The sequence below is a fragment of the Mesorhizobium sp. M0060 genome, from assembly GCF_040323155.1.
GTDB lineage: Bacteria > Pseudomonadota > Alphaproteobacteria > Rhizobiales > Rhizobiaceae > Mesorhizobium.
In genome coordinates, this window is sequence record NZ_JAMYUP010000054.1 from 24,755 (window position 1) to 37,143 (window position 12,389).

Below are 12,389 nucleotides of genomic sequence, written 5' to 3' on the forward strand. Positions count from 1 at the left end.
GCTAGCGGCGGGGGCTCAGATATCCAGCACTTCCGTCTCGGCGAATTCCGCGCGTTCCTGGATGAAGCGGAAACGGGCGTCGGGCTTGGTCCCCATCAACGCGTCGACCGCATCCTTGGTCGCCGCCTCGGCGTCGATGACGTCGACCCGGAGCAGCGTGCGCTTCCTCGGGTCCATGGTGGTTTCCTTGAGCTGGGCGGCCATCATTTCGCCCAGTCCCTTGAAGCGGCCGATTTCGACCTTGCCGCGCCCGGTGAATTCGGTGCGCAGAAGTTCGTCCTTGTGCGCATCGTTGCGGGCGTAGGCGACCTTGCCGCCTTGCCGGATCGAGTAGAGCGGCGGCACCGCCAGATAGAGATGGCCGCCGCGGACCAGGCTCGGCATCTCCTGGTAGAAGAAGGTGATCAGCAGCGAAGCGATATGGGCGCCATCGACGTCGGCGTCGGTCATGATGATGACCCGGTCGTAACGCAGGTCCTCGTCGCGGTATCTCGAGCGCGTGCCGCAGCCCAAGGCCTGGATCAGGTCGGATATCTGCTGGTTGCCGGCAAGCTTGTCGTTGCCGGCGCTGGCGACGTTGAGGATCTTGCCGCGCAGGGGCAGCACCGCCTGGCTGGCGCGGTCGCGCGCCTGCTTCGCCGAGCCACCGGCCGAATCGCCTTCGACGATGAACAATTCGGCCCCGGCGGCGGCATTCTGCGTGCAATCGGCGAGCTTGCCGGGCAGGCGCAATTTGCGCACCGCGCTCTTGCGCGAAACTTCCTTTTCCTGGCGGCGGCGCACCCGCTCGTCGGCGCGCGCGATCACCCATTCGAGCAGCTTGGAGGCTTCCTGGGGATTGTCGGCCAGCCAATGGTCGAACGGGTCGCGGATGGCGCTTTCGACAATACGGATCGCCTCGATCGTCGCCAGCCTGTCCTTGGTCTGGCCGACGAACTCCGGCTCGCGGATGAACACCGACAGCATGCCGGCCGCCGAGATCATCACATCCTCGGAGGTGACGATCGAAGCGCGCTTGTTGCCGACCAGATCGGCATAGGCGCGCAAGCCGCGCGTCAGCACGTTGCGAAACCCGGCCTCGTGCGTGCCGCCTTCGGCGGTCGGAATGGTGTTGCAATAGGAATTTATAAAACCGTCGCCGCCGAACCAGGTCACCGCCCATTCGAGCGAACCGTGGCCGCCTTGCTTCTCGCTCTTGCCGGCGAACATTTCACGAGTCACCTGGAATTCGTCGCCGAGCGAGGCTTTCAGATAGTCTTTGAGGCCGCCCGGAAAATGGAACTCGGCCTTGGCCGGCGTGGTGTCCTTTTCCTTGATCAGCGATGGATCGCAGGTCCAGCGGATTTCGACACCGCCGAACAGATAGGCCTTTGAGCGCGCCATGCGGTAGAGCCGCGCCGGCTCGAACGCCGCGCCCTTGCCGAAAATCTGTTCGTCGGGATGGAAGCGGATCTTCGTGCCGCGGCGGTTGTGCACCTCGCCGAGTTGCTCCAGGCCGGTGACCGGAATACCGCGCGAGAATTTTTGCCGATAAAGTTTCCTTCCCAGCGCGACCTCGACTTCGAGATGGTCCGACAGCGCGTTGACGACAGATACGCCGACGCCGTGCAGGCCGCCGGACGTCTCGTAAACCTTGCTGTCGAACTTGCCGCCCGAATGCAGCGTCGTCATGATGAGTTCGAGCGCCGGCTTCTTGAATTTCGGGTGCGGATCGACCGGGATGCCGCGGCCATTGTCGGTGACCGTCAGGTATCCGTCTGCGGACAGCTCGACATCGATGAACGTCGCATGGCCGGCGACCGCCTCGTCCATCGAATTGTCGATGACTTCGGCGAACAGATGGTGCATCGCCTTGTCGTCGGTGCCGCCAATGTACATCCCCGGGCGGCGCCGCACTGGCTCAAGCCCTTCCAGCACCTCGATATCGGCGGCACTATAGCTCTCGCTGGCATCGCGGGCTGGCGGGCGCTTCGTCGCCTGCACCAGCGGGTCGGCCGGGCGCGCGGTAGCGCGAGCTGGCTGCGGCGGCTTTTCCGGATTGCCGAAAAGATCGTTGCTGTCGTCCATGCTGGTCCTGGATTCCGATGCTGCGAATCACCCCCGATACTGCCACGCTTTTCGCGGGCAGGCGACGGAGGTTCCTGTTACGTTCGAGGATAGAGCCTCTTACTGCAAAACCATTCGACAACCAAGCGGCGGAAATGGGGTCGAGGCTTGGAGCATCGACGTTTTGTAAACCCTGTCCGAAGGTTACGCCGCAAGGTTGGCTGAAAAACGATATCCGCGGAGTGTCGCTGACCTAGAATGCAGCGGAACCCTCGAGAGGCTGTCGCCTAAGCATGTTGGATTACAGTTCGCTCCTGCTCGCGGCGGCGCTGTCGGGCACGTGTCTCAGCATCACCATGTTTGCGATCTGGTTCACCGCGCCACAGGCACGGTTTGTGCTGACGGTGGCGTGTGGCATTCTCATGCTCGTCGCACATGTGGTCTTGTTTTGGCATTACGCAAGGGATCCTAGCCCCTGGCTTTGCCAGATCGTGCTTGCGCTTCTCAGCCTGGGCTTCCTGATTATCTGCCTGTCGGCCATGCAATATCTCAGCATACGCGACTACAGGCGCGCGGTTCTGCCGACCTTGATTGCGATGGCTGTTTGCGCGGGCGCGACGTATCTCGGGTTTGATGGTATCGGCTTCATTGTCACCTACGCGACGGTAACGGCGCTGCTCTCGCTCATTGGGGTGATGTTCTGGATCAAGGGTGGCCACGATCGTCGGATATTGCTGGTCGTCTCGTTCCTGAGCGGCGTCTGTGCGCTGTCCTTCGGACTTTGCGGCGCGGTTCTGCTAATCAAGGGCCAATGGGTGCTCGGCGTTGCGCCCGACAATTGGGCCGAGCGGGTGAATTCCGTCGTAGCCGTCGCCTGCATGACGGGGTTTGGTGCATTGACGCTCTCCCTGCACCATTTGCAGGCGCAGATCGAATTGAAGGCCGAGACGATGACCGATCCATTGACCGGGCTGATGAACCGGCGGGCGTTGACGGCACTCTACGGTGACCGGGCTTTCGGTCCGTTCATGTCCGTCGCCATGTTCGATCTCGACCATTTCAAGAGGACGAACGACGTATTCGGTCACCCGGTCGGCGACCAGGTTCTGCGCCGCTTTGCCGCCGTCATCAGGAAATACGCCAGGACCGGAGTCGACGCCTTCCGGCTGGGCGGCGAGGAATTCGTGCTCGTCATGTCGCGGATGACGGAAGAGAAGGCCTATGACATAGCGAGCAAGATCAGCGTCGCCTTCGGCACGGAAGTCGTGGCCACCCAGCTTGGTCCGTTGCGAAGCACAGTCAGTGGCGGCATCGGCTTTGGTGCGACGAGCGGCACCGGTCTCGACGATGTGTTGGCCGAAGCCGACGCCGCACTCTATGCGGCAAAGCGCGCCGGGCGAAATCGCGTCGTCGCCCAGGACAAGGCGAGCAAGGCCGAGGGGCCGGCCTTGCGTTCTGCCTGATTGCTACTCCGCAGCACCCAGATATTCCGACAGCGGCGGGCAGGAGCAGACCAGGTTGCGGTCGCCGGCGACGTTGTCGATGCGTGAGACCGGCGGCCAGTATTTTGCCGCAGTATCGGCATCACCGGCGGGGTAGGCCGCCTCCAGGCGCGAATAGGGATGGGTCCACTGGCCGGCCAGCGCCTCGGCGGCGGTATGCGGCGCATTGACCAGCGGATTGTCGGCCAGGGGCCATTCGCCTTTCGCCACCTTGGCCGCCTCGCCCGATATCGCGATCATCGCATCGCAGAAGCGATCGAGCTCGCTCTTGGGCTCGGACTCGGTCGGCTCGACCATCAGCGTGCCGGCCACCGGAAACGACATGGTCGGCGCATGGAAACCATAGTCGATCAACCGCTTGGCGACGTCGTCGACGCTGATGCCGGCACTGTCCTTGAGCACGCGGGTGTCGAGGATGCATTCATGCGCAACGCGTCCGTGCCTGCCTTTGTAGAGCACCGGGAAATGCGCTTCGAGCCGCGTCGCCACATAGTTAGCGGAAATGATCGCCGTCTCGGTCGCCTGCTTCAGGCCGGAAGCGCCCATCATACGGATATACATCCAGGTGATCGGCAGGATCGACGCGCTGCCGAACGGTGCAGCCGACACGGCATGGCCCGAGCCTTCGGTGACGTGGCCGGGCAGATACGGCTTCAGATGCGCCTTGACGCCGATCGGGCCGACGCCGGGACCACCGCCGCCATGCGGGATGCAGAAGGTCTTGTGCAGGTTCATGTGGCAGACATCGGCGCCGATGTCACCCGGCCGAGCGAGGCCGACCAGCGCGTTGAGATTGGCGCCGTCGAAATAGACCTGGCCGCCATGCTCATGGATAAGGGCGCAGAGGTCGCGCGCGCCTTCCTCGAAGACGCCATGCGTCGAGGGATAGGTAAACATCAGCGCCGCGAGGTCTTGCGCATGCTCGGCCGCCTTGGCCTTCAGATCGTCGACGTCGATGTTGCCGTCTTCGGTGCAGCGCACGACGACGACGCTCATGCCGGCCATCGCCGCACTCGCCGGATTGGTGCCATGCGCGGATGACGGGATCAGACAGACCGTGCGGTGGCCTTCGCCGCGTGAGCGGTGGTAGCCGCGAATGGCGAGCAGCCCGGCATATTCGCCCTGACTGCCGGCATTGGGCTGCAAGGTCACGGCATCAAAACCAGTGATCTCCGCCAGCCAGCCTTCCAGCTCGTCAATCATGGCGCGGTAGCCGGCCGAGTGGCTTGCCGGCGCGAAGGGATGCAAATTGGCGACATCAGGCCAGCTTACCGGCATCATCTCGGCGGCGGCGTTGAGCTTCATGGTGCAGGAGCCGAGCGGGATCATGGCGCGGTCAAGCGCCAGGTCCTTGTCGGCCAGCCGGCGCAGGAAGCGCATCATTTCGGTTTCCGAACGGTTGTCGTGGAAGACGGGCTGGGTGAGGAACTCGTTGCCGCGCGGTTTTCCTGGCATGGAATTGCCGGCGGCAACGTCGGCCTTGGCGCTGAACAGCGTGGCAATCGCCTCCAGATCGGCCTCGGTGGAGGTCTCGTCGAAGCTGATACCGATATGGTCGGCGTCGATGAGGCGCAGCAACCGGCCGGTCTTTTCAGCAGCGTCGGCGAGCGCGCCGGCTTTGCCCTTTACTTCCACTGTCACCGTGTCGAAACGGCTTTCGCCAAGTATCGAAACGCCTGCTGCCTTAAGGCCGGCGGCAAGGCGGTCGGCCAGTGCGTGGACGCGGCCGGCAATCGCCTGAAGCCCGGCTGGGCCATGCCATATCGCATAGGCCGTCGCCATGTTGGCGAGCAGCGCCTGTGCGGTGCAGATGTTGGAGGTCGCCTTGTCGCGGCGGATATGCTGCTCGCGTGTCTGCAAAGCGAGGCGATATCCGGGACGGCCCTTGCTGTCCGTCGACTGGCCGACGAGCCGGCCGGGCATCAGCCGCGTCAGCCTGTCGGAGACGGCGCAATAGGCGGCATGCGGCCCGCCAAAGCCCATCGGCACGCCAAAACGCTGCATCGGGCCGACGGCGATGTCGGCGCCAAGCTTGGCCGGCGCATCGGTCAGCGTCAGGCCCAACGGGTCGGCAATGAAGACGACCAGCGCGCCGGCAGCGCGGGCCTTTTCGATCGCTGCCTTGTGATTGCCATAGACGCCGAACGTGTCCGGCCAGGAGACCAACAGGGCGGCGGTGTTGTCGTCGATCACCTCGCCGTCTACCTCGATGCCCAGCGGCTCGGCGCGGGTGCGCACCACGTCGAGCGTCTGCGGATGCGGCGTGCCGGCGAGCGCCACCTTGGTCCGCTTGTCGCGATGATGGCGCAGCGCGATGCCGACCGCTTCGGCCACCGCCGTCGCCTCGTCGAGCAGCGAGGCCGACGCCACCGGCAGGCCGGTCAGTTCGGCGACCAGCGTCTGGAAGTTGAACAGCATTTCCAGCCGGCCCTGGCTGATCTCGGCCTGGTAGGGCGTGTAGGCGGTATACCAGGCCGGGTTCTCGAACAGATTGCGCTGGATTACCGGCGGCACGTGGACGCCATGATAGCCGGTACCGATGAAGCTCTTCAGCATGGTGTTTTTCGCCATCGTCGCCGCGAGCTCCGCCAGCGCTTCCGCTTCGCTTGCGGGGGCGGGCAGGGCCAATGGACGGTCGAGCCGGATCGACTTCGGCACTGCCTGGCTGATCAGCGTCTCGACTGAGGGAACGCCGATCGTGGCCAGCATGGCTCTGACGTCATTGAGGCCTGGGCCGATATGGCGAGCCGAGAAGGGGTAGGGTGCTGCGGTCATGTTCAATGTCCTGGTCGTGTCATCAGCCGATATGCGCCTGGTAGGCCGCCTCATCGAGCAGGCCTTCGAGTTGGCTCTCATTGGCCAGCTTCATCTTCCACAACCAGCCGTCGCCGGTCGCCGCCGAATTGACGAGCGAAGGATCCGATGACAGCGAGGTATTGGCCTCGGTGATCTCGCCGTCGACCGGCGCATAGACGTCCGATGCCGCCTTGACCGATTCGACCACCACTGCGGTGTCGCCCTTGGCCAGTTTTCTGCCCAATTCCGGCAGTTCGACGAAGACGAGATCGCCGAGCTGCTGCTGTGCGTAGTCGGTGATGCCGACGGTGGCGATGCCGCCCTCGACGCGAAGCCATTCGTGATCTTCGGTGAAATAGGTCTTTGCCATGAAGTTCATCCTTTGCGGTAGCGATGGGGCGTGAAGGGCAAGGGGTGGATGTCGACCGGGATTTTCGTCCCGCGGACATCGGCGAACAGTTTTGCGCCGGATTTGGCAAGCGGCGTCTGGACGTAGCCCATGGCGACCGGATGACCGGCCGAGGGGCCGAAGCCGCCTGAGGTGACATGGCCGGCAGGATTGCCGTCGGCATCGAAAAGGGCAGCACCGGCGCGCACCGGCTGGCGGCCGTCCGGCTTCAAACCGACGCGTTTTTGCGCCGGGCCGCGCTCCAGGATGGCGCGCAATGCATCGCCGCCGATGAAGGCCCCAGAGGCGCGAACCTCCTTGGGGATGGCCCACATCAGCCCGGCACTGGCCGGATCGATCTCCGGCGTGATGTCCAGACCGTGCAGGCACAGCCCTGCTTCGAGCCGCAAACTGTCGCGGGCGGCAAGGCCGATCCACATCACACGTTCGTCCTCGAGCAGCCTGGCGACGAGAGTTCTTGCGTCCGCCTCGGGCAGACCGATCTCGAAACCGTCTTCGCCGGTGTAGCCAGACCGGCTCATGAACCATTTTTCGCGCGGCTCGATGCCGTGCATGAACACCAGCGACCCGGTCTCGATGCCGGCGCGCGAAAGGGCGGCCCACGCCGCAGGGCCCTGGATGGCCAGGAAGACGCGATCGAGCGCGTCCACTTTCACATCGCCCCCGGCCAGCGCGCGCAGATGCTTTTCGTCGGCGGCGGCGTTGCCGGCATTGGCGACCATCATGAAGCGCTCGGCGTCGAGCCTGGTGACGATCAGATCGTCGAGTATTCCGGCGGCCTCGTTGAGGAAGAACGTGTATTTGGATTGGGAAATCTCAAGCGCGCCGGCATCGAACGGGCAGGCGCGGTTCAGAAGTGCTGCGGCGCCCGGACCGCTGATTTCGAACAGCTTCATGTGCGAGATGTCGAACAGACCGGCATGCTCGCGGCTGTGAAGGTGCTCTTTCATCACGCCGGCCGGATAAGTCAGCGGCATCGACCAGCCGGCGAAGGCGCCGAAACGCGCACCGGCTGCCATGTGCAGATCTTCGAGGGGAAGGTGTTTGGTGTCGCCCGTCATGTCATCTCCAGAGTCGCACGCAAGCGGCCGCAAATGGCGACCAGTCCGTGCCCCTCTGTCTGAAGCCTGAGAGACTCGCGCCCCGTAACTCTGTCGGCAGCGCTTACACCTTCGGCGCGGGGGCAAGCCCCGACTTTCCAGAGTGTCTTTCCCGTCTACGGTTCTTTTGCCTGAGAGATTTCGGGCGATTTCCCCTTCGGCGGCAGCTCTCGCTGCTCTCTCCCGCAAACAGGTAGGACTCGGTTAAGAGCCCTCGACGCGCCATCCATAGCCTGTGGACGACACCTTGTCACCTGCCGGCGACATTTTACTAACAAGCCCTCTTTGCGGGCCTTCTTATAGGCAAGCCTTCGCTAACCACGCCGCTTGCCGGTTTCTCAAGACCTTGCAGATATACCGGATGAGGACCGGCAATTGCCGGGCGCGGGCGGGGAACAAAAATGGGCGAACTGATCATGAGCGCGCCGGTGGCCGGGCTGACCTCGAAAAATCGGATCACGGCCGAAGACGTGATCATGCTGCGCCGCGAAGTGTTCGGCGACGGCGTGGTAACGCGCGGCGAGGCCGAGGCGCTGTTTGCGCTCGACGCGACGGCGAGGGACAAATGCGCGGAATGGCCTGAGTTTTTCGTCGAGGCCGTCACCGACTTCATCGTCCACCAGGAAAAGCCGGCGGGCTATGTCTCGCAGGAGAATGCCGACTGGCTGGTCCGGACGATTTCGCGCGACGGCATGGTCGACAGCCGGACCGAGCTCGAGCTGCTGGTGCATGTGCTGGAAGTTGCCAAATCATCGCCGAGCACGCTTTCCAGCTATGCGCTGGAGCAGGTCGCTCATGCGGTCGTGGACGGCAAGGGGCCGCTCATGACCGGCGGCAGACTTATCCCTGGGTCGATTGCCAAGGCTGAGGTCGAGCTGTTGCGCCGCATCCTTTACGCCTATGGCGGCGATGGCAACATCGCCATCAGCCGCGCCGAGGCCGAGGTGCTGTTCAAGATCAACGAGCGGACAAAGGCGGCCGACAACGATCCGGCGTGGAACGATCTGTTCGTCAAGGCGATCGCCAATTTCGTCATGTGTTCGGCCGGCTACGAAGCGCCGGTGCGCGACGTGGCGCTGCGCCGGGATTCCTTCTTTGAGCACTCCGATCCGGAGATCGGCGGTTTCTTCAGCCGCATGGTGTCGGGCGGCCTGTCCGGCATCATGGAAGTCTATCACTCGCCGGGCGACGTCGAGGCCGAGTGGGAAGCGAAGAACAAGGCAGCCGAGGCACTGGCCCGTCGCGCCGAGACGGTCGATGCCGGCGAGGCGAAATGGCTAGCTGAACACATAGGCGACCGGCCGTTGCAGGAGAACGAGCGTGCGTTGCTGACGATGATCAAGCACGCCTCGCCGGAAATCCATCCGGCGCTGAAGCCGCTGATCGACAAGGTGGCCTGAGAAAAAGGCACTAAGCCATTGAGCGCAACGGCCGCATCAGATGCCGCCGTACCAGTCGTAGCCATTGTCCTCCCAATAGCCGCCTCTGCCGCCGCCGAGATTGGCGAAGCCGTCGACGAGCTCGATCTTGTATAGGTATTTCGGCATCTTATAGCCGAGCTGGCGCTCGACGCGGACGCGCAGCGGTGCGCCGTTCTCGACCGGCAACGGCTTGCCGTTGAGCCCATAGGCAAGGATGGTCTGCGGATGACGGGCATCGATCAGGTCGATCGAGCCGTAATATTTGATATCCCCGGCGAGGCTGCGATCGATCGTGTCGAGGCAGTGGAACATGAGGTAGCGTGCCTGCGGCTTGACCACCGCCAGATCGAGCACCAACGACAGCGGCGTGCCGGTCCATTTGGCAATGCAGCTCCAGCCTTCGACGCAATCGTGGCGGGTGATCTGCGTGCGGCTCGGCATGTTCGTCAGCTGCTCGCGGCTCAGCGACAGCGGCTTTTCGACGAGGCCGGAAACCTCGAGCCGCCAGTCGGCGAAATTGTTGGCGAGCAGGCCCTTATAGTAATCGTCGTCAGGCGCGGTAATGCCGTTCGGCCGCTGCGGCTGGCGAATGTCGGCCTCGGTGAATTCCGGCGCCAGCGCGTCACGGCCGGCAAGCAGCCGCTGCGCCCGCCAGGTCAGGCCGTTGGCGCTTTCGAGAAAGCTGCGCAGGCCGTCACCGACGCCAAGCTGGCTGTCGAAGGCGTCGCAGCCCGACAGCATGATGCCGGAAAGGCCGAGGCTGGCCGAGCTCAGGAATTTTCTGCGGCTGATCTCAAATTTAGCCATGTCAGGCACTCCTTTCTGGCGCTTTGTCGCCAGGCGCCGGCGGATCGGTGCGGTACCAGCCAGTGACGATCGAACGCAGCTCGTTGAGCGGGCCGGCGGCCAGGATCATCAGGATATGGATGACGAAGAAGGCGACGAGCAGCAGCATCACCACGAAATGAATGGTGCGCGCCGTCTGCCGGCCGCCGAGCAGGTCGTTCAGGAACGGCAGCACCGAGTTCATGCTGGGCGACATCGCCAGGCCGGTGATGATCATCAGCGGCAGCAGCACGAACAGCACCCCGCCATAGGCCATTTTCTGCAGCGTGTTGTATTCGCGCGTGTGGTGGAACCTGAGCTTGGCGTGCTCGACGATGTCTCGCGGCAAGCGCCTGATATCATCGAGGCGCGGCGCAAGATCGCGGCGCAAATGGCCGTTGATCAGGCTGGCGACCAGCCAGACCAGCAGCGTGGTGGTCAGCACCCAGGCAAAGAAGAAATGAACGACGCGCGCGGTGCCGAGGTCGTAATAGGAAGGGATCGTCGCCCAGGACGGGAAGGCGCGGGACGTCTCTTGGCCGGCCAGACCCGACCAGCCGAGCACGCCGGTTGTATCGAAGCGCTTGCCGAAGATCTCGGTGTAGCCGCGCGGGCCAGTCGCCGTATTCTCGGCGCCAATGGCGAAGATGGTGTTGTTGTATCCGAAGCCGGACTCCTTGCCGATGTAGAGCTGTGGGCGGGCGTTGAAGATCTGCAGGCCGGAAAGCAGCATGAAAAACAGCGCGATCGCCCACAGCCAGTGCGTCAGCCGCGTCCAGCGCGACTGCCGATAGATCAGCGTCGCATCGCTCGGCGCGGCGGTATCTGCTCCGGCGGCTTGGTTTCTGGCAAGCGATTCCATCTGTTTTGTTCCTTCCGGCGGCGCGGTTCGCCACGGGCTGTCAGATCTCTTCTCCTCCCAATACGTCCCCGGCCAAAGCGATGTTTCACCCGATCACGGATTTATTACGGACTGCCGAGGCTGACGGCGAGGTTGACCGCGGCCGCAACGATGACCGTGTTGAAGAAGAACGACAGGATCGAATGCACAAGCACGACACGGCGCATTTGCGAGGTCGTGATGTTGGTGTCGGCGGTTTGCGCCGTCATGCCGATCACTGTCGCAAAATAGAGGAAATCCGAGCCTTCCGGCCGTTTGCCGCCCGGGAAGTCGAGGCCGCCGACCGGTGTCTTCTTTTTGGTTTCGGTGTCTATCGCATCGCCATCCATCCAGTAGAGATGCGCGTAATGAAGTGCCGCCATGGCATGGATAGTAAACCAGCCCAGCGGGATTGACAGCAGCGCGACCGTAAGTTCGACGGAATCCGCGCTTTTCTCCCTATTGATCAATTGAAACAAGGAGATGATGGCAATACCGACGACGACCAAGGTCACGGCGAAGATGGCCAGCACGGGCAGGTCCGTGTCGCGCGCATTCTTGCGCAGATAGCTGCCGGTGAGCCGTGGCATGTGGGTGACGACAAGAATGATATAGGCGGCAAAGAACACATTCGCGCCGATCGAGTAGGCAAGCGGCGCGCGCCAGATCAGCGCCGCGCCAAAGGCTGCCACGCCGATGCAGGCCGACACGGCGAAGTGCATGTGCCGCTGCATTGGTATCCTGTTCGGCGTACCGGTCGTCATGGTTTTAGTCCGCTGTGGCGGATTTCAGCGCCCGCCGCAAGATGCGGTCGAGCTCGCTAAGAAACCGCGAGCGATCCTGCGGCGCGAAACTCGAATTGTAGCCCTTGCTTTCGCCGGTCTCGCGCAGATGCTGCTTGAGATCGCGCATCGCCACCGCCATGCCGATCGTTTCCGGCGTAAACGGGCGTCCCGTCGGGCCGAGCACATGGGCGCCAAGCGCCACCGCGCGGGCGGCAAGCGGGATATCGGCGGTCACCACGATGTCGTTGGGCCGGGCATTGTCGACGATCCAGTCGTCGGCGGCGTCGGCGCCCTTGGAGACGACGACATTGCGGATCATCGGATCGCGCGACGGACGCAAGCCGCCATTGGAGACGAAGGTGATGACGATGCCGTGCCGCTCGGCAACCTTTTCGACCTCGGTCTTCACCGGACAGGCATCGGCATCGACGAGAATAGCGGGTGCGGGCATCGTTTCTCCAAATGTGAAAGAGCCGGGCGACGTCGCCCGGCTCAATCGATGATATTCGAGCGGCTACTAGGCCGGCAACGCGCCGGACTTCTTCGCCGTCCAGGTGGCGATGTAGTCCATCAGGCCGGGATTGAGGCAGTCATAGGGTTCGAGGCCGATCGACTTCAGCTGCGA

At 63.4% G+C, this 12,389-nt stretch carries 10 protein-coding genes, 1 pseudogene and 1 riboswitch; of the genes and pseudogenes, 2 read left to right on the top strand and 9 right to left on the bottom strand.

The genetic code is table 11. The features are described 5' to 3' along the window. Positions 1 to 15: 15 nt before the first annotated feature. Positions 16 to 2,067, bottom strand: coding sequence for a DNA topoisomerase IV subunit B (parE, locus tag NKJ94_RS30130; protein WP_352530449.1), 2,052 nt, complete (start codon positions 2,065 to 2,067; stop codon positions 16 to 18). A gap of 272 nt (positions 2,068 to 2,339) precedes the next feature. Here parE and NKJ94_RS30135 point away from each other — a divergent pair, with 272 nt between their 5' ends. Further along, positions 2,340 to 3,509, top strand: a complete 1,170-nt coding sequence (locus NKJ94_RS30135; protein ID WP_352530451.1) for a GGDEF domain-containing protein — start codon at positions 2,340 to 2,342, stop codon at positions 3,507 to 3,509. A 3-nt stretch (positions 3,510 to 3,512) separates the two neighbouring features. On the opposite strand, the gene gcvP is transcribed toward NKJ94_RS30135, so the two are convergent. From gcvP to gcvT, 3 genes are read right to left on the bottom strand one after another with little or no spacing between them, the layout of a single operon-like run. After that, positions 3,513 to 6,323, bottom strand: coding sequence for an aminomethyl-transferring glycine dehydrogenase (gene gcvP, locus NKJ94_RS30140; protein ID WP_352530453.1), 2,811 nt, complete (start codon positions 6,321 to 6,323; stop codon positions 3,513 to 3,515). A gap of 22 nt (positions 6,324 to 6,345) precedes the next feature. Next, on the bottom strand, positions 6,346 to 6,714 hold the full coding sequence (gene gcvH / locus NKJ94_RS30145; RefSeq protein ID WP_352530455.1) for a glycine cleavage system protein GcvH: 369 nt from the start codon (positions 6,712 to 6,714) through the stop codon (positions 6,346 to 6,348). 5 nt (positions 6,715 to 6,719) lie between these two features. Then, complete coding sequence (gene gcvT / locus NKJ94_RS30150) at positions 6,720 to 7,814, bottom strand: glycine cleavage system aminomethyltransferase GcvT (RefSeq protein WP_352530457.1); 1,095 nt, start codon at positions 7,812 to 7,814, stop codon at positions 6,720 to 6,722. Between the two features lie 148 nt (positions 7,815 to 7,962). Next, positions 7,963 to 8,049, bottom strand: a riboswitch (glycine riboswitch). Between the two features lie 205 nt (positions 8,050 to 8,254). Here gcvT and NKJ94_RS30155 point away from each other — a divergent pair. Continuing rightward, a complete protein-coding gene (locus NKJ94_RS30155; RefSeq protein WP_352530459.1) occupies positions 8,255 to 9,253 on the top strand; it encodes a hypothetical protein in 999 nt (332 codons plus the stop codon). A gap of 36 nt (positions 9,254 to 9,289) precedes the next feature. Here NKJ94_RS30155 and NKJ94_RS30160 read toward each other — a convergent pair whose 3' ends face one another. The 5 genes and pseudogenes from NKJ94_RS30160 to NKJ94_RS30180 all read right to left on the bottom strand — a co-directional run. Next, the gene (locus NKJ94_RS30160) at positions 9,290 to 10,081 is read right to left on the bottom strand and encodes a molybdopterin-binding protein (protein WP_352530461.1); all 792 of its coding nucleotides are present in this window, start codon (positions 10,079 to 10,081) and stop codon (positions 9,290 to 9,292) included. A 1-nt stretch (position 10,082) separates the two neighbouring features. After that, positions 10,083 to 10,961, bottom strand: a complete 879-nt coding sequence (locus NKJ94_RS30165; RefSeq protein ID WP_352530463.1) for a cytochrome b/b6 domain-containing protein — start codon at positions 10,959 to 10,961, stop codon at positions 10,083 to 10,085. Positions 10,962 to 11,065: 104 nt separating this feature from the next. After that, positions 11,066 to 11,743, bottom strand: coding sequence for a DUF1345 domain-containing protein (locus tag NKJ94_RS30170; protein WP_352530465.1), 678 nt, complete (start codon positions 11,741 to 11,743; stop codon positions 11,066 to 11,068). Between the two features lie 4 nt (positions 11,744 to 11,747). Beyond that, positions 11,748 to 12,215 carry a YaiI/YqxD family protein gene (locus NKJ94_RS30175; protein ID WP_352530467.1) on the bottom strand — a complete coding sequence of 156 codons (468 nt, stop codon included), beginning with the start codon at positions 12,213 to 12,215 and terminating at the stop codon, positions 11,748 to 11,750. A gap of 66 nt (positions 12,216 to 12,281) precedes the next feature. After that, a pseudogene (locus tag NKJ94_RS30180) lies at positions 12,282 to 12,389 on the bottom strand (S-(hydroxymethyl)glutathione synthase); the annotation flags it as partial.